This window comes from Pseudomonas grimontii (genome assembly GCF_007858185.1).
GTDB lineage: Bacteria > Pseudomonadota > Gammaproteobacteria > Pseudomonadales > Pseudomonadaceae > Aquipseudomonas > Aquipseudomonas grimontii.
Genome location: NZ_VFES01000013.1, coordinates 1 through 16,507, shown reverse-complemented (window position 1 = coordinate 16,507; position 16,507 = coordinate 1). Strand labels below are relative to the sequence as shown.

The 16,507-nt window shown below is 54.7% G+C and carries 16 protein-coding genes; 8 read left to right on the top strand and 8 right to left on the bottom strand.

All coding sequences use genetic code 11. The features are described from left to right. Positions 1 to 6: 6 nt before the first annotated feature. From FIV39_RS19950 to choW, 4 genes are all read right to left on the bottom strand, one after another. Complete coding sequence (locus FIV39_RS19950; protein ID WP_090404431.1) at positions 7 to 1,263, bottom strand: aromatic ring-hydroxylating oxygenase subunit alpha; 1,257 nt, start codon at positions 1,261 to 1,263, stop codon at positions 7 to 9. A gap of 155 nt (positions 1,264 to 1,418) precedes the next feature. Beyond that, positions 1,419 to 2,342: a LysR substrate-binding domain-containing protein gene (locus FIV39_RS19945; protein ID WP_090404427.1), complete on the bottom strand. Its 924-nt coding sequence runs from the start codon at positions 2,340 to 2,342 to the stop codon at positions 1,419 to 1,421. A gap of 30 nt (positions 2,343 to 2,372) precedes the next feature. Beyond that, a complete protein-coding gene (gene choV, locus FIV39_RS19940; RefSeq protein WP_090404424.1) occupies positions 2,373 to 3,596 on the bottom strand; it encodes a choline ABC transporter ATP-binding protein in 1,224 nt (407 codons plus the stop codon). After that, entirely contained in the window at positions 3,593 to 4,441 is an 849-nt protein-coding gene (gene choW, locus FIV39_RS19935; protein WP_090404421.1) for a choline ABC transporter permease subunit, read from the bottom strand. The genes choV and choW overlap by 4 nt, the downstream gene beginning before the upstream one ends. Positions 4,442 to 5,033: 592 nt before the next feature. On the opposite strand from choW, the gene FIV39_RS19930 reads away from it, so the two are divergent. Then, on the top strand, positions 5,034 to 5,738 hold the full coding sequence (locus FIV39_RS19930) for a TetR/AcrR family transcriptional regulator (protein WP_003174082.1): 705 nt from the start codon (positions 5,034 to 5,036) through the stop codon (positions 5,736 to 5,738). Beyond that, the gene (locus FIV39_RS19925; RefSeq protein ID WP_090404418.1) at positions 5,731 to 6,516 is read left to right on the top strand and encodes a pyrroline-5-carboxylate reductase family protein; all 786 of its coding nucleotides are present in this window, start codon (positions 5,731 to 5,733) and stop codon (positions 6,514 to 6,516) included. The genes FIV39_RS19930 and FIV39_RS19925 overlap by 8 nt, the downstream gene beginning before the upstream one ends. Before the next feature lie 39 nt (positions 6,517 to 6,555). On the opposite strand, the gene FIV39_RS19920 is transcribed toward FIV39_RS19925, so the two are convergent. Genes FIV39_RS19920 through FIV39_RS19910 form a run of 3 tightly spaced genes read right to left on the bottom strand, consistent with a single transcriptional unit; the run spans position 6,556 to position 10,221 of the window. Beyond that, complete coding sequence (locus FIV39_RS19920; protein ID WP_090404415.1) at positions 6,556 to 6,939, bottom strand: VOC family protein; 384 nt, start codon at positions 6,937 to 6,939, stop codon at positions 6,556 to 6,558. Between the two features lie 60 nt (positions 6,940 to 6,999). Then, complete coding sequence (locus tag FIV39_RS19915) at positions 7,000 to 8,124, bottom strand: S-(hydroxymethyl)glutathione dehydrogenase/class III alcohol dehydrogenase (protein WP_090404411.1); 1,125 nt, start codon at positions 8,122 to 8,124, stop codon at positions 7,000 to 7,002. 60 nt (positions 8,125 to 8,184) lie between these two features. After that, positions 8,185 to 10,221, bottom strand: a complete 2,037-nt coding sequence (locus FIV39_RS19910; protein WP_146371594.1) for an NADH:flavin oxidoreductase — start codon at positions 10,219 to 10,221, stop codon at positions 8,185 to 8,187. A 203-nt stretch (positions 10,222 to 10,424) separates the two neighbouring features. On the opposite strand from FIV39_RS19910, the gene FIV39_RS19905 reads away from it, so the two are divergent. The 6 genes from FIV39_RS19905 (at position 10,425) to FIV39_RS19880 (ending at position 15,303) form a co-directional block, all read left to right on the top strand. Beyond that, positions 10,425 to 11,174 carry an electron transfer flavoprotein subunit beta/FixA family protein gene (locus FIV39_RS19905; RefSeq protein ID WP_090404405.1) on the top strand — a complete coding sequence of 250 codons (750 nt, stop codon included), beginning with the start codon at positions 10,425 to 10,427 and terminating at the stop codon, positions 11,172 to 11,174. After that, complete coding sequence (locus tag FIV39_RS19900) at positions 11,174 to 12,109, top strand: electron transfer flavoprotein subunit alpha/FixB family protein (RefSeq protein WP_090404402.1); 936 nt, start codon at positions 11,174 to 11,176, stop codon at positions 12,107 to 12,109. Before FIV39_RS19905 ends, FIV39_RS19900 begins: the two co-directional genes overlap by 1 nt. Before the next feature lie 235 nt (positions 12,110 to 12,344). Beyond that, complete coding sequence (locus tag FIV39_RS19895) at positions 12,345 to 13,244, top strand: glycine betaine ABC transporter substrate-binding protein (protein WP_146371592.1); 900 nt, start codon at positions 12,345 to 12,347, stop codon at positions 13,242 to 13,244. Positions 13,245 to 13,334: 90 nt separating this feature from the next. Beyond that, positions 13,335 to 14,333, top strand: a complete 999-nt coding sequence (locus tag FIV39_RS19890) for an Ldh family oxidoreductase (RefSeq protein ID WP_244176338.1) — start codon at positions 13,335 to 13,337, stop codon at positions 14,331 to 14,333. A gap of 39 nt (positions 14,334 to 14,372) precedes the next feature. Beyond that, positions 14,373 to 15,005 (top strand): dimethylsulfonioproprionate lyase family protein, encoded by a 633-nt coding sequence (locus tag FIV39_RS19885; protein ID WP_244176335.1) that lies wholly within the window; start codon positions 14,373 to 14,375, stop codon positions 15,003 to 15,005. Positions 15,006 to 15,063: 58 nt separating this feature from the next. Further along, complete coding sequence (locus FIV39_RS19880; RefSeq protein ID WP_090404391.1) at positions 15,064 to 15,303, top strand: hypothetical protein; 240 nt, start codon at positions 15,064 to 15,066, stop codon at positions 15,301 to 15,303. A gap of 706 nt (positions 15,304 to 16,009) precedes the next feature. Here the strand turns inward: FIV39_RS19880 and FIV39_RS33975 are convergent. Then, positions 16,010 to 16,456, bottom strand: coding sequence for an OprD family outer membrane porin (locus tag FIV39_RS33975; RefSeq protein WP_159440127.1), 447 nt, complete (start codon positions 16,454 to 16,456; stop codon positions 16,010 to 16,012). Positions 16,457 to 16,507 lie beyond the last annotated feature (51 nt).

Sequence of the window (16,507 nt, the reverse complement as noted above, 5' to 3'; positions counted from 1 at the left end):
CATTCCTCAGACGCCATGGGCGGCAAGACGCGCGGCGTACCAGCGAGAGAACTGGTCAACATAGGTTTCGGTGAAGGTTGAGAACGGCCCAGGCGTGTAGGCGGGATCCTGTGTCCCACTATGGGTAATGCCGACGAGGCTGGCGTCCTGTAGGTTTGTCGCTGACCATACTTCGATCAGCTTATCTACTTGATAGTCGACGCCCTCGACGGCCTCTGCATGTACCAGCCACTTGGTCCGCACCAGGGTTTTATCTGGAGCCAGCGGGATGATGTAGGAAACGACGGCGTGGTCGCTCATGATGTGAGTCCACGAGTTGTGTGTCCACAGGTGCATGTCGCCCAAATCGCGGCGGGTAAGGTTGCCAAACAGGTGGGTACATGCCACGCGCGTATCGAGGGTCTGCGATTCGCCGTTACCTGCAATTGCCAATCGCTGGGAGCGGAATTGGGTCACCGCTTCTTCATCCAGGTGTTCGACGGCGTCACAAATATAGCCTTCGCTTTCCCAGTTACTCTTGGTGTCGGCATTGCGGCGGTGATATTCCGCCAGTGCCTGAAGCGAGTCTTCACCAAGCCCATCCGTGCAAAATCCAAAGTCTTCGGGCAAGAAAGAGGCGGTCAGTTCAGGATGGGTGGCAGCGCAGTGGTAGCACTCGCGATTATTCTCTATCACCAACTTCCAGTTCCCGTCCTCGATGATCTCCGATTCGTAAGCAATCTTCGAATGGGTGATGTCATATTGAGCGAAGCGCGGCGTCATGGTCTGATCAAGGTACAAAATGTCTTCTGGCGGCTCGTCGCCCAGACAAACGAAGACATGGGTGCCGATGACTCGAGTATGAACAGGGATCAGGCTTTTGCATTTATGATCAAAACTCTGGCCCATGTGTGCCGCATGTTTCAGGCTTCCATCAAGATCGTAGCTCCATTGATGGTAAGGACAGACCAGCATGCCCACGGTCGATTTACCTGCCTGCTTCAAACGAGCCCCGCGGTGACGGCAGACATTTCGAAAAGCCTGTACCTGCTCGTCATCATCACGCACTAGTATGATGGACGATTTTCCGATATCGATGGTAGAGACATCGCCTGGTTCGGGTATGTCGCCCGAGACACCGACCAAAATCCAATGTTTGTTAAAAAAGATATCTACGTCGGTTTCAAAAATATCTTGGCGACCAAACAAGCCGCCAGGCATACCATGCCCAAGCGTGCGGTCGGCTAGTAGTTCTCGGTGGGTTTTCACGGTATTTAGAGTCATTATCGATCTCGCTTAAACGTACAGTCGTAAGTGACGGCAGATACAGTATCGAAAGGCAGTTTTACTCCGTCAACGCGCTTTATTCTCACGTTCGCATAACTCTGCGTTATGCGAAAAGTCGCGTTATAAATTTATAATTATCAATAGCTTGAGTGTTAGTCTTCTCGCAGCCAGTCGACCAGGGTGTGTGTTATTGAACCAGGCTCTCGACCGGCTGGAACGACTACGTAGTAAGCGTCTTTTGGTTTGACGGTGTACGGCGTTATTCTGACTAATTCACCGCTGTTGAGTAAGTGCGTAACCAGTCGCCCCCATCCGAGTGCAATGCCATATCCTTGACGAGCGGCCTGGACCGCATCGCTATAAGAGCTGCAACGAAGTGAGTAATTAAGTTTGGGGCGCGTATCTCCAAGTTCCCGACACCAACTGTTCCAGGTCATCCAGCCTTCAAGGGTTGAATCTGAGTCAATCAGCGCCACGTCGAGAAAATCATCGATCGATACAGGTGCCTGGTGTACCGCCAGCCAGGAGGGTGAACACACTGGGAATACCTCCTCATCGAACAAGAAGATTGAACTTCCGTCCTCCCATTTCCCATTGCCGAAACGGATCGCCAGGTCGACGTCATCACGATACGAACTCGGGGGCAGCAGTTGCGTCACTAATCGCAACTTAAGCTTGGGTTGAAGGGTGCGAAGCGCGGTCAATCTGGGGAGCACTCTCAGATGAGAAAACGCATCCGTGCATGCAATAGCTATTTCCCGTTCACCGATCCCCTCGGAAATTTTGTCGAACACACTTGCCATTCTATGAATGGATTCCGTGACGACCGAATGAAGAATATAGCCCTCCTGAGTTAATTTAATTGCACGATGAAGTCGATGAAAAAGCCTGGTCTCCAAAGTGTCTTCCAACAACTTGATTTGTTTGCTGACGGCTGCCTGCGTTACGCCCAGCTCTTGAGCGGCCAACGTAAAACTGGCAAGCCGCGCCACCGCTTCGAATTCCAGTAAAGCAGTCATGGACGGTATCAGCCGCCGATAGCCTTTGACTTTTTTATCGATATTTCCGGGTTGCATAGGTGCGTTCCAAAGCTAATGCAGGGTGAGTCAAGCTACTGAGCAGTCCGCCATTGATTCGAATGGAGCAGGACGCGATAGGTCATGCCCAAGGAGTGCCCGATACAGTTCGCCATTGCCCAATACGCCTAGAACCGTATCAGCCTCATCCTGCACGATCAGTGGATGGCCGGTTTCATAGCGAATCCTAAGCGCGTCTCGCATGCTGGTATCCGGCGGTACCGAAGTGACCTGTCGACGCAGCGGCCCGACTCCCTTGGCGGGATTCCATCGTTGGACTTCCGCGACTGAGGTTCCGCATCGAATGCTGGTTAAACGACGGGATTGACTCACCGACATCCAGAGGTTTTGAATCGTATCCAGGCAATATTCTTCCCGGAAGAAAACGCACTCATCCAGCGTGCTCATCAGACTTTTCGCACATAGAACATTCAACGGGTTCGTATGGGCGACGAAATTACGAACGTAGTCATCAGCCGGATTCAGTACGATTTCTTCGGGCTTACTGTACTGAATGATCTTGCCGTCTTTCATGATGGCAATGCGTGTGCCCAGCTTCAGCGCTTCGTCCAGGTCATGGCTGACGAACACAATGGTCTTGTGCAATTTGCGCTGCAGATCGAGTAATTCGTCCTGCAGGCCCTGGCGAATTAACGGATCGAGTGCTGAAAAGGGCTCGTCCATCAGCAGAATATCGGCATCCATCGCTAGTGCGCGAGCCAGTCCTACGCGCTGCTGCATGCCCCCTGACAACTCGTCCGGCCTCTTGTTGCGCCATTGGGTCAGGCCCACGAGCTCAAGTTTTTCATCGACCAGCTTGCGTCGTTCATTCTCCGGGCGGGCCTGCATTTCCAGGCCGAAGCTGATGTTTTCGCGAACCGTCAGCCAGGGCATCAGGGCGAACTTCTGGAACACCATGGCAATGCGTTTGGTGCGCATCATCTTCAGTTCGGCGGGGGTGCAGGAGGCAATATCGATCTGCCGACCTTCGTGCTCGACGAACAGCTTGCCGCGGCTGACGGTGTTCAGGCCGTTGATGCATCGCAATAGGCTTGATTTGCCGGAGCCAGACAGGCCCATGAGCACGCAGATCTCACCTTTGTTGATTTCCAGGTTTGCCTTCTCCACGCCCACGATCAAGCCAGTCTTCTGGAGAATGTCTGGGCGCGAAAAGCCTACGTCAAGCAAATCCAGGGCGGGTTTTGGACGGTTGGAGAAGATGACGTCGACATCTTCAAAACGGATGATGCTCATACGTCACCTCTTCTCACGGTTTCACGTTGCTTGCAGATACGGTCGAGGGTGATAGCCAGCAGCACGATCGCCAGGCCTGCTTCGAAGCCCATGGCGATATCGGCAGTGTTCAGTGCGTTGACCACCGGTTTGCCAAGGCCATCGGCGCCCACCAGTGCCGCGATGACCACCATGGACAGCGACAGCATGATGCACTGGGTGATGCCGGCGGCGATGCTGGGCATCGCATGCGGCAGTTCGATGCGCGCCAACAGCTGGCGGCGTGAGCAGCCGAAGGCCTTGCCGGCGTCCATTAACTCCTCCGGAACATCGCAGATACCCAGATAGGTGAGGCGGATCGGTGCGGCAATGGCGAAGACCACCGTGGATATCAATCCTGGAACGACGCCCAGGCCGAACAGCGTCAGGGTCGGGATCAGATAAACGAAGGTGGGCACGGTTTGCATCAGATCGAGTACTGGCCGTAGGGCTGCGTAAAACCAGGGCCGGTGCGCGGCGACGATGCCCAGCGGTACGCCGACGATCACGCATACGAGCGTGGCGAATGTCACTTGGGAAAGGGTTTCCATGGTCTCCTGCCAGTAGCCGAGATTGAATATCAGCAGGAATGAGAAGGCGACAAAGAGCGTCAGGCTTACCTTGCGCTGGATGTAATAAGCAAGAAGGGCAAATAACGCTATCAAAGCCAGGGGGTTGAACCAAAGGAGGGCGCTGGTAAAAACAGTGATGATTCCAGACAGCGACAGCGATATGGAATCGAATACGCCTGCACCATGCTGAGTTAACCAATCGACATACCGGGCGATATGTTCACCCAGTGGAAGCTTCTCTTGTGTAATCCACATATTACTCATCCGGCTGATGGAAGAAATAACTCACGAACACAACCGCTCGGGCACGGCTCAGCACAGCTGATCCAAACGCACGGTGTGCTTGAACGCTTTGTTGTCGATGGGCGACGACAAACTACCTGACGGGGTTTCGGCTTTTTTCTGGCTGGAGCATCTATTACCTCGCTTCAAACAATTGATAGTTGTGCGCCATAAGTCAGGCGGCACAAAATGGCTTCGCGATACATTCGCTCTAGCAGTTATCGAAGTTTGGGCAGTCAATGAGTAACAGATGTGAGGTGAGACAAAGTCGGTCGCCCCGGCATTCTTTGGCCGGATGTCGAACTCTTTCAGGGGCATGCACTGCAAGATTCATAATGGCGGCTCGTTGTTGTTTTGGTTTGAAGTCCTTGCCTGTAGGAGATATTTATCCAGCTGCGCGTCGCTGACAAACCATTTTATGTCAACGTCTCATGACTTTTTATCATTAATGACATTGGATGTTAGGACTCCGCAACCTTGGAAAGTCAATTGAATGTACCAAGGTGTACATTGGGCGGTCATCCGAGTACATTCGCATTACGCATTATTAAAGAAGGTAAGCAAGATGCCTCAGGTAGGGAAGGCACGTGGTAAGGCGCAGGATGCAGGCTGGCGTGGGTCGCCGGAGGGTTGGCTGGAAGCTGCCTATGATGCGCTGAAGGAGTCCGGCATCGATGCCGTTCGGGTCATGCCGCTGGCCAAGCGCCTTGGCTTGTCACGAACCAGCTTCTACTGGTTTTTTGAAGACCGTGAACAACTGCTGGCCGCTTTGTTGACACGCTGGCGGGAGACCAATACGGGAGGATTGATCCGGCAAAGTGAAAGCTATGCTGAAAGCATCTCCGAGGCGATCTTGAATGTCTTCGAGTGCTGGCTCAACCCGCAACTGTTCGACTCGCAATTCGAGTTTGCCGTGCGCAGCTGGGCGCTTCAGTCAAATGAAGTTGCTCAAGAAGTCGCTGTCGTCGACGAGCAACGAATGAACGCTCTGGCAAGCATGTTCAAGCGCTTTGGCTATGACAGCCAGGCTGCTGATGCGCGGGCCCGCACGATCTATCTGACCCAGATCGGCTACATCACCATGAACACGACTGAGTTGATCACCGTGCGCTTCCAACGCATTCCTCATTATGTGAGTATTTTTACCGGCAAAGTCCCCAAGCAGCGCGAGCTGGATCGTTTCTATGGCAAGTTTGGTTATGCCGAAAAGGAGCCCGGAGTTTTCGTGCCCTTGACAGACACCTTCGAGGAGACGCCTGCAGATGTTTAATGAGACGCTGGGCATTATTGGAGGAACGGGCTGGTTGGGCGGGGCGATCGCCAAGGCAGTGCTGGCGAAAGCGCTGGTACCAGCTGGCAATCTTGTCATCTCTAATCGTTCGGGCAGCCACCCATTGGCGCAACACGGCGTTGGCCTGGTCGCTGATAACCAGGACCTGGTGGATTGCAGCGACGTGGTCATCATTGCGGTTCGACCCGAGCATTTCGCCAGCCTGAACATCAATGCGTCGGGCAAGACAGTCATCTCTCTGATGGCCGGGATTACAGCGCACGCGATTGCTGCGCAGACCTCGGCTTCGGCGGTCGTGCGGGCGATGCCCAACGCGGCGGTAGAAATCGAGCAGTCCTTCACGCCTTGGTATTGTTTTGGAGAGGTTGAGGGAGCGATAAAGATTATCGTGCAGCGTTTGTTCGAATGCGTCGGCAGTGCGGCTGAGGTTCAGCAAGAGGACTTCATTGATTATCTCTCGGCGCTCTCGGGCACGGGCCCGGCTTTTCCTGCCTTGCTGATGACGGCGCTGGCCAATCAGGCGATGGTTGCCGGCATACCGGCTGAAATAGCGCAGCTTGCCGCGAAGAACGTTGTTGTAAACAGCAGCCAGCTGTTGGCCAGCCACGATGCTCAACAGATGATTGATGCCTTGGTTGCCTACCGCGGAGTGACGGCTGCGGCTTTGCGAGCGATGACGCAAGGTCATTTCGAAGAACAAATTGGTAGGGCGTTGCTAGCCGGTGCTGCCGTTGCCCGCAGAGGGCTAAAGGCCTGATAAACCGAAGCCCCTTACAGGGGCTTCGGTAAGTGTCGTTTACTCTGCCTTGAAGCAGTAAACGGCAAGCTTGTTCCCATCCAGATCACGGGCGTAAGCGGCATAGGCATTTTCAGCCCAGCCACGAGAGCCTGGCAGGCCTTCGCAAACGCCACCGTTCGCTAATGCGGCAGTATGGAAGGCATGGACTGCAGAGCGGTTCGGTGCTTCGAAACTGACGGTGACACCGTTGCCGATAGAAGCCGGATTTCCATTGGCCGGGTTGAGTACGAAGAACGAAGGTTTATCGACGCCCCAAATGGAGCCGGCTTCATCGAGATCGGCCACGCGCTTCAGGCCGATTTCTTTCAGGGTTGCGTCATAAAACGCACGTGCTTTGGTCAGGTTGTTGGTGCCGACGGTTACGTGGGTAAAAACGGACATCTTGGTTTCCTTTCTATGGGTGGTAATGGGACTGCCGAGCGGATCTGAGACCCGCCGATTTCAGAAATGAATGACGGTACGAATGCTTTGCCCTGTGTGCATAAGCTCGAATGCCTCGTTGATCTTGTCCAGGGACATGTTGTGGGTGATGAAGGTTTCCAGGGGGATCTCTCCGCGACTGGCTTTCTCCACATAACTGGGAAGCTCCGTGCGGCCCTTCACGCCGCCGAAGGCGCTGCCGCGCCATACACGACCGGTTACGAGCTGGAAGGGGCGGGTGCGGATTTCCTGGCCTGCGCCGGCAACGCCGATGATGATCGACTCGCCCCAACCTTTGTGGCAGCACTCCAGTGCCGCTCGCATCAGTTGTACATTGCCGACGCATTCGAACGAATAGTCCACGCCGCCATCGGTGAGTTCGACGATGACGTCCTGGATGGGCTTGTCATAGTCCTTGGGATTGATGAAGTCCGTCGCGCCCAACGACAGGGCGACGTCGCGCTTGGCCGGGTTGATATCGATGGCAATGATGCGCCCGGCGCTGGCCATTTTTGCGCCGATGATTGCGGCCAGGCCAATACCGCCCAAACCAAAGATTGCGACGCTGGCGCCAGGTTCTACCTTGGCGGTGTTGAGTACGGCGCCGATCCCAGTGGTCACTCCACAGCCGAGCAGGCAAACCTGATCCAGCGGAGCCTCTTTTGGAATCTTCGCCAGGGAGATTTCAGGCAGTACGGTGTACTCGGAAAACGTCGAGCAGCCCATGTAGTGGAACAGCGGCTTGCCTTCGTAGGAAAAACGTGAAGTGCCGTCGGGCATCAGGCCTTTGCCTTGGGTTGCCCGGACCGCCTGGCAGAGGTTGGTCTTGCCGGAGAGGCAGAATTTGCACTGCCGGCATTCTGCGGTATAGAGCGGAATCACGTGGTCGCCGACTTGCAGCGAGGTCACGCCTTCGCCGATGGCTTCGACGATGCCACCACCTTCATGCCCCAGCACTGTGGGAAAAATGCCTTCGGGATCGCTTCCCGAAAGTGTGAAGGCGTCGGTGTGACAGACGCCCGTGGCGACAATGCGAACCCGCACTTCGCCAGCCTTGGGAGGTGCAACGTCAATGGTGACCAACTGCAGCGGTTCATTGGGAGCGAACGCGACAGCCGCCCTGGACTTCAAGGTCTGTGCTGACATGGAAGAGTCTCGTGTTAAGTGTGAAAATTGCCCCTGATGTTTGAGGTCAGGGGCATGACTTCAGATGTCTTTCAGCAGCCGCAGCGCATCGTAGATCGCAGCGTGGGTATTACGCGCCGAGACCGCATCGCCGATACGGAACAGCTGGAAACGGCCTTCGGGGTTGGTCACGATGTTCTGAGTTTTCCCGGCGATCAGATTGTGCTGTTCGACCGCGCCGTTATTGCTCGAATGGGGACGCAGATCGAAGTACAAATCGTCCAGGGGCAGGGTGCCGTGGTTGATCACGACCTGATCGACCACTCGCTGCTTGTGCACCTGACCATAATCGCTGCCGAAGTTGGCAATCAACTGACCGTCGCGCTTCTCTACAGAGTCCACCCGATACGTCACAGTGAAGGTCACCGCCAGGTCTTGCAGGCTGCGCATATAAGGCACCAGGTTCATCGCCATTACCTCCGGCGAAAACGATCGGTCAGGTGTGACGATCTCCAATTTTGCACCGCTGTTGGCAATGACCTCGGCAGCCTGTAGCGCCGCGTGGTCGCCCGCGTCGTCGAAGATCAGCACATTCTTGCCGGGCTTGACGTCGCCAGAAATGATGTCCCAGGTCGATACCACCAGCTCATTGCCCTGCTTGAGCACCTCCGTGTGCGGCAAGCCTCCCGTGGCCACGATCACTACATCCGGCTCTTCAGCCAGCACCGTCTCGGTCTCGGCCCAGGTGTTAAAGTGGAACTTCACACCGAGGCGCTCGCATTGCACCATGCGCCAATCGATGATGCTGATCATTTCGCGGCGACGCTCGCTAAGAGCGGTCAACCGGATCTGCCCGCCGGGCTGGTCAGCCGCTTCGAACACGGTTACGTCATGGCCGCGTTCACCGGCGACGCGCGCCGCCTCTAGGCCCGCCGGGCCGGTTCCGATTACTACTACCTTGCGCTTGGCCGGCGCTTTGGGAATTTCGTGGGGCATGGTGGTTTCACGCCCGGTCGCAGCATTGTGGATGCAATACGCGGCGCCGCCCTGATAAATGCGGTCCAGGCAGTAGTTGGCACCTACACAGGGGCGAATTTCCTCTTCGCGCTTTTCGATGATCTTGCGCACGATGTGCGGATCGGTCATGTGCGCACGAGTCATACCGACCATGTCGATTTTGCCGGAGGCGATGGCATGACGGGCGGTGGCAACGTCAGGAATCTTGGCCGCATGGAAGGTGGGGAAGCCGGTGGCCGCACGGATCTCGCCGGCAAAATCCAGGTGTGGGGAGTTACGCATGCCTTGGATCGGGATCACATCGGTCAGGCCGGCATCGGTGTCGATGTGCCCGCGCACCACGTTAAGAAAATCAACCAGGCCGCTGTCCTTGAGCATGTGCGAGATAGCGATGCCTTCCTGCGCGCCGAATCCACCAGGCAGGTCCTCATCGCCGGTGTAGCGTACACCCAGCAAAAAGTCCTCACCGCATTGCTTGCGGATGCCTCGCAGGATATCGAACGTAAACCGTAACCGGTTTTCCAGGGAGCCGCCGTAAGGTCCCTCAAGATCATTGGTTAACGGTGACCAGAACTGATCCATCAAATGCCCGTAGGCCTGAAGCTCCAGACCGTCGAGTCCAGCGGCTTTCATCCGCTCGGCGGCATCCACGTAATCCTTGATGATCCGATCGATATCCCACTCTTCCATCTTCTTGGGGAAGGCCCGGTGCGATGCTTCGCGGCGGTGAGACGGCGATACCACTGGCAGCCAGTCGGCTTTATCCCAGCGGGTGCGCCGACCTAGATGGGTCAGCTGAATCATCACTGCAGCGCCATGTTCATGGCACTCGTCAGTCAGATCTTTCATCCACCCGACGACTTCGTCCTTGTAAGCCAGGATGTTGTTGAATACCGGCGGGCTGTCGCGCGACACCGCGGCGGAGCCGGCGGTCATTGTCAGTGCCACGCCTGCCTTGGCGCGCTCGACGTGGTACGCCCGATAAAGCTCCTTAGGCATGCCGTCGACCGGGTAAGCCGGTTCATGGGAGGTGGTCATGATCCGGTTTTTGAGGGTCAGGTTTTTGATCTTATAGGGTTGCAGCAGAGGATCGCTGGACATGGTGTTGCGCTCCGGGAACAGAACATCAGGCTTGGTTTGACATAAAAGTATGTCGAATGTTCATGCATGTCAATGTGTAAGACACAGGTGTACATTTTTCTTGCGTGACGTAAAAACCAGGATTAATATCCATTCGAAACAGGGGTGACCTGGCCTGTTCGGGCTGGCCATTCCATACATCGATCCAAGAGTGCGAGGGGACTATGAAAGTGCTCGTTGCGGTAAAGCGCGCCATCGACCCGAACGTGAAAGTTCGGGTGAAAGCTGACGGTTCAGACGTTGAGCTTAATGGCGTAAAAATGGCCTTGAACCCTTTCTGCGAGATTGCAGTGGAGGAGGCGATCCGCCTTAAGGAAAAGGGGCTGGCGTCCGAGGTGGTGGTGGTTTCGGTAGGTTCCTCTGCCGCGCAGGAACAATTGCGCACGGCATTGGCGCTCGGCGCGGATCGAGCCCTTCTGGTGGAAACAAGCGCGGTACTCGAGCCGCTCAACGTGGCCAAATACCTGAGCAAAGTGATCGATAACGAAAAGCCGCAACTGATCCTTTTTGGTAAACAGGCTATCGATCAGGAGAACAACCAGGTTGGGCAAATGGTGGCGCAGTTGATCGGAAGCGGTCAGGCCACCTATGCATCATCCATCAGTTACATCGATGATAAATGGGTGGTCGAGCGTGAGGTCGATGGTGGTAGTCAGACCCTGGCGCTCTCAGTGCCTGCGGTTGTCACTTGCGACCTGCGCCTGAATGAGCCGCGCTATGCCTCGCTGCCCAATATCATGAAAGCCAAGAAAAAACCTCTTGAAGTCATCACTGCCGACACCTTGGGTGCCAGCGTGAAAGAGCACGCTCGATTGTTAGGGGTTGCACCCCCTCCAGTGCGCAAAGCGGGAATCAAGGTCGGTTCGGTGTCCGAGCTGGTGGATAAACTGAAAAACGTTGCTGGGGTGATTTGATGCGCACATTGGTTATCGCCGAGCACGTCGCGGGTCAACTGACGGCAGGTACGTGGAGTGCAATTACCGCCGCCATCGAACTTGGTGCTGAAACGGATTTGCTCGTGACGGGAGGGGCAGATGCGCCAGCAGTAGCGGAACAGGCTGCGCTTACCCTCGGGCTTCATCGAATATTGTTCGCTCAGGGAACAATGTTCGAGAAGGCGTTGGCTGAGAATGTCCAGCCGCTGATCACTTCGCTGGTGGCCGACCGGTATACGCATGTAGTGGCTGATGCAAGCAGCATGGGCCGCAATGTGTTGCCACGCGTAGCGGCCAGCCTGGATGTCGGCATGCTGTCGGACGTGATCAGGGTTGTGTCGGCGGACACCTTCCAGCGACCCATTTATGCAGGCAATGCAATCGCCACTGTTCAGTCGCTTGATCCGATTAAATTACTCACTGTCCGTGCCTCGGCTTTCGCTCAGGCGTCATCGCAGCATAATCGCTGCGAAGTCATCGCCGTTGATAGTGGGCAAAGCGCAAGCAATACTCGCTTTGTAAGCGAACAGCTGACGGTTAGCGAAAGGCCAGATCTGTCGAGCGCTCGCGTCGTGGTTTCCGGTGGCCGCGGGATGCAGAGCAAAGAGAGTTTTGCGTTGATCGAGCGTGTGGCAGACAAGCTCGGTGGCGCCGTGGGCGCATCGCGCGCCGCAGTGGACGCAGGTTTTGCCCCCAACGATCTGCAGGTCGGGCAGACGGGAAAAATCGTAGCGCCGGATCTTTATATCGCCGCGGGTATCAGTGGTGCCATTCAACACCTGGCGGGCATGAGCGGATCAAAGGTAATCGTCGCGATCAACCAGGACGCAGAGGCGCCGATCGCACAAGTTGCAGATTACATGCTGGTTGCAGACTTATTTGAGGCATTACCGGAGCTCGAAACGGCATTGTAAGTGAGTTCATCATTCCATTAGAGCTCGACGCATATACCATTCAAATTTTCTCTGCCAAAGGGCAAAGGAGGGGTCGAGCTACTTGAATAAGTTAAATAATCTCGCATAACTAAAATTCATGCTGACATAACATAAAATCCCTTGTGATGGCGATGTCATTTTGCTCTCATGAGAAAAATTGATTCTTCTGCTGCCCTGCCAATAACTATTAATACAGTACGCGGAGATACACCAGATGACGTTATCCAGTAAAATTTGTATCAGCTGGCTTGCAGGCTTGGCTATGGCCTCCAGCAGCCTGTTTGCTCAAGCCGAGGAACCCGCGCCTATCCGTATCGGTTGGGTGAATTGGTCGGATACTGAAATCGCTGTAAAGCTGGCAGACACGGCACTGCGAGACCACCTGAAGCAACCGGTTAAATTGATTCTGGCCGATATTGGTATCCAGTTCCAAGCGCTGGCTAACGGTAATATTGACCTGATCCCGATGGTCTGGCTGCCGAGCACTCACAAGTCATTCTATGACAAATACAAAGACAAGCTCGAAGACCTCGGCGTGCTGTATGAAGGTCGGATCGGTATGGCGGTGCCAACTTCCATTCCGACCAGTGAGATCGCCAGCGTCGAGGATCTTAACAAACCAGAAGTTAGAGAAAAACTCGGCGGCAAGATTCTGACTTCCGAAGTGGGTAACGGGCAATACAAGCTTACAGAAAAAGCTATTAAAGAATACAAGCTTGATGGCTACAAGATGGTCGCTTCTTCGGAATCTGGAATGTTGAGCGAGTTGGATCGTAACCTTAAGCGTGGCAAATGGTCTTTGATCAACGCCTGGAGCCCACATTGGATGTTCGCCAAGTGGCCGCTGCGCTATTTGGATGATCCGAAGCAGATTTTCGGTGGTGCTGAGCAAATCCACGCGGTTGCACGCAAAGGTTTCAGCGCGGAGCATCCTGATGTTGCTCGATTCTTCGCCAACTTCAAAATTCCTAAAGCTGACCTTGAGAAATTGATGGCTACTGCGCGTGATAGCTCGGCTGACAAAGTCGTTGCAGAATACTACGCAGCCAACAAGCCCCGCTTTGAGGCGATGTCTGGCAGTCAAACCGCATCCGCGACAACAGGTCAGGAATGACCGCCGCTTTCCTATAGATATTTGCAGTTTGGCGCCTTTGACGCAGAGTGAAGGGTGCCGGCTGCATCGTTAAACCTTAAGGCGGTACCTTTGAACACAGCAGCCTATCGTAGCTTTACGATCGATGAAGCTGTCGGCTGGGTGAAGCGACTCTGCGAATCAAAGGGATGTTCCCAAGCGGTTGCCGACTCATTGGCCCGCGCCACAGTTGCGGCGCAAGCCCGCAGTAACGAAGCCGTGGGTTTTCGTCATCTTGCCGATTACTTGTCTGGCTTTTCATCGGGTCGAATAGATCCTCGTGCCGAACCACGAATTTCATCCTCTGGTTCGATTATCTTCAAATCTGATGCTAGAAGCGGGATCGCCCAGCTTGGGATTGATCGGTGCTTCGATTCGATGTGCCATGCCGCCTATGAAAACGGTATGGCCGCGCTGAGCCAGTGCAATAGTTTTACAAGCGGTGAACTCGGTGACTACACACTCCGATTTGCCAAGGCTGGGCTCATTGCGTTGGCGGTCGCCAATGGCCCCGCGCTTGTTGCAGTTCCTGGAGCCAAGGGCAAAACCTACTCCACAAATCCACTCTCCTTTGCAGCGCCTTCGGCCGATGGTATTCCCCTCATGTTTGACCAGGCGTGCAGCGCCGCGGCATTCGTGAATATTGCCCATGCCGCATCGACGGGGGGCGATATTCCTGATGGATGGGCGGTGGATCAGCATGGAAACGGAACACGTAATGCTTTGGAGGCGTTAGGCGGCGCGCTACTTCCTTTTGGTGGTCATCGCGGGGCTAATCTGATGCTCATGGTGGAGGTCTTGGCCGCGGGTCTCACCGGTGCTAACTGGTCGCTGGATTCACCAGCTTTTCATCAAGGGACCCAGACACCGGGTTGTGGCCTGCTCATTCTGGTTCTTGCTCCGGATTTCTTTTCGCCAGGATTTGAACGCCGACTTACCAGTCAGTTGACCCGCTTGACACAGATGGGCGTCCACCGGGCAGGGTGGGAACGTCAGCACTCTATGATGGAGTCGCAAAGCAATGGAATCAGTGTTTCCGTGGATCTGCTGAACGAGCTGAGCAGCCTGTAATCCAGTTTGAAATATGGCTTAAGAGTGGGTTCGAAAACGATGATAAACAGCATTGAAAATTTATCGTTGGATCAGGTTTTTATTAGTAACGGGCAGTTGCTTCAGCGCTCACTTCATGGGGCTTTATCAAACGTCGTTTCCGACGCGGTGCCAGATTCGATCCAGACGCGCTCCACATCTATAACCACTGCCCAATGGACCATTAAAAAGCCGTCGGAAACGCCACGGACGCTACCAGAATCCCTGGAGGCCTATTTGCCCCAGGCACTTAACGTTGCCCCAAGGACCAACGAATACTTGGTGGCGGTCCTGGATGCGTTAAGCACTCTATTGCCTCATGTCACCTGGATAAATCGTCAGGCCCAGCCTGGCCAAGACGATCGATTCGTGGAAAGGCATCGTCATGGGCTGATTACTGGCCCGGGAGGGCTATTTGAATGTTCCAACTTGACGTTGGGCTTGGCACTCATGGCGCCCGATACCACCTATCCCTTTCACCATCACCCTCCGGCTGAGTTCTATCTAGTTCTTTCGCCAGGCCAATGGTATCGAGAGGACGTTGGGTGGTGGAGTCCTGGAGCAGGGGGCGCTGTATTCAATCCCCCATCCTGTATCCATGCGATGAAATCGACAGATGCTCCACTGTTTGCGCTGTGGGGCTTGATGCATTAGTGCCTCTGCATAAAAGGCTGTGGCAAACGAGATCGGATAGTTATTTAGAGGGTGAGACATGTCATCGGTTACAACGCTGGGTATCAAGTTAGATGGGGAAACTCGCGCCAGGCTGAAATCCGTTTCGGCAAAGCTGGATCGCACCTCCCACTGGTTCATGAAGAAAGCGATTTTACAGCTCATTGAAAAGGTTGAAGCTGGGGCACGAATTGAAGACATTATCGGGAAAGAATTTTTAGAAAAAGATTCTTTGCGCCATAGCATCGCCCTGCGGCGACATGTGAACAGTGGCTCTTAAGAAAATTGGCATAGTCGGTTTTAACGGACGCTAACGGCTGCTGATCGCCTACACCCTTTAGATTTTCACGCTGGCAAAGGTCACCTCACTCTGCGCACGGCAGAGGGCTAAACCGGCTATAGACTTGCGCTATTTACCAGGCTGTCCCGAGCGGGCATCGGCGCCACTACATCGGCATTTGATGAGGCGCGTTCATCACTAGGCGGTACGCCGAAATGTCCGCGATAGCTTCTGGCGAAATAGAGCAATCCCCAAATGATCTGCAATGCCTGCAAACGGAAGGTCTGCGGTCATCGCGAATTGTGTAGTTTCAGGTGTGATAGGCAGGCCCTGCCGGCGCCCTTCCCTCATCAACTGTAGGTCGGGATTGGTGCGTCGCCGGATACGGACAATCGTACCGAAAGCGTCGAACACGGCCGCTGAAATCATCCCATCCCTCCCATTTGGATCACTGAAAAGCGTCAGTAGCCATCGCGCTCACTGGAAAACAGTCGCAGAACGGTGGAAAGCGGGGCCGTGTTTCTTCGACCATGGGAGAGCCTGCTACGGATGTCCGGGCCCGACAAGAAGCCTGGTTGTCCAGGACGTACCGTTGTTAGGCGAGCGCTTCACAAAGAGCGTTACGCAGCGAGTCGTTGAGGTACCCAATGCGATGCACCGGGCCCTCACGACCCTGGTATGGAAGATTCCATTAATCACAATAGGATTAAAATAACGATATCGGATAACTGATGGTGAGCCGATAATCATCGGCGTCTCTGTTCGTTGAGGCGGGGTGTACGTTTGTACGGAAGACTGATGACTTCCAGGAAATCGACGCCGATTTGAGAGATCCGCTCTGGACTACGTAGTTGATAATATATTGCCTTTCCCATTCGCTATCCTTACCTGCAGACGTCCTTATATCAGTGCCGCGCCAATACAGGAGGCTTGCAGAAAGACCGGGGGCACCTAGTTCTGCAAAGTCGTAGGTGTACTTTGTGTGCCAGGTTTTCTCTCCCGCGTTGATAAACCGCCCTAGCATAGCGTCCGTAATTAGGTATACGTTCGAGCCATCGCTTTGGTTCAAGTGGGGAATGTAGTGGTCTAATGAAACCGGACACCCATTTAGGCGAGAATGCTCGCCAGAACGAGGTGTCAGATGACCAAACAACGCCGTACCTTTTCCCCTGAATTCAAACGCGAGGCTGCCGACCTCGNTCTC

Excerpts from the sequence above, each read along its gene's own strand:
- FIV39_RS19950 (WP_090404431.1), bottom strand. The coding sequence starts at position 1,263 with ATGACTCTAAATACCGTGAAAACCCACCGAGAACTACTAGCCGACCGC.
- FIV39_RS19945 (WP_090404427.1), bottom strand. The coding sequence starts at position 2,342 with ATGCAACCCGGAAATATCGATAAAAAAGTCAAAGGCTATCGGCGGCTG.
- choV (WP_090404424.1), bottom strand. The coding sequence starts at position 3,596 with ATGAGCATCATCCGTTTTGAAGATGTCGACGTCATCTTCTCCAACCGT.
- choW (WP_090404421.1), bottom strand. The coding sequence starts at position 4,441 with ATGTGGATTACACAAGAGAAGCTTCCACTGGGTGAACATATCGCCCGG.
- FIV39_RS19930 (WP_003174082.1), top strand. The coding sequence starts at position 5,034 with ATGCCTCAGGTAGGGAAGGCACGTGGTAAGGCGCAGGATGCAGGCTGG.
- FIV39_RS19925 (WP_090404418.1), top strand. The coding sequence starts at position 5,731 with ATGTTTAATGAGACGCTGGGCATTATTGGAGGAACGGGCTGGTTGGGC.
- FIV39_RS19920 (WP_090404415.1), bottom strand. The coding sequence starts at position 6,939 with ATGTCCGTTTTTACCCACGTAACCGTCGGCACCAACAACCTGACCAAA.
- FIV39_RS19915 (WP_090404411.1), bottom strand. The coding sequence starts at position 8,124 with ATGTCAGCACAGACCTTGAAGTCCAGGGCGGCTGTCGCGTTCGCTCCC.
- FIV39_RS19910 (WP_146371594.1), bottom strand. The coding sequence starts at position 10,221 with ATGTCCAGCGATCCTCTGCTGCAACCCTATAAGATCAAAAACCTGACC.
- FIV39_RS19905 (WP_090404405.1), top strand. The coding sequence starts at position 10,425 with ATGAAAGTGCTCGTTGCGGTAAAGCGCGCCATCGACCCGAACGTGAAA.
- FIV39_RS19900 (WP_090404402.1), top strand. The coding sequence starts at position 11,174 with ATGCGCACATTGGTTATCGCCGAGCACGTCGCGGGTCAACTGACGGCA.
- FIV39_RS19895 (WP_146371592.1), top strand. The coding sequence starts at position 12,345 with ATGACGTTATCCAGTAAAATTTGTATCAGCTGGCTTGCAGGCTTGGCT.
- FIV39_RS19885 (WP_244176335.1), top strand. The coding sequence starts at position 14,373 with ATGATAAACAGCATTGAAAATTTATCGTTGGATCAGGTTTTTATTAGT.
- FIV39_RS19880 (WP_090404391.1), top strand. The coding sequence starts at position 15,064 with ATGTCATCGGTTACAACGCTGGGTATCAAGTTAGATGGGGAAACTCGC.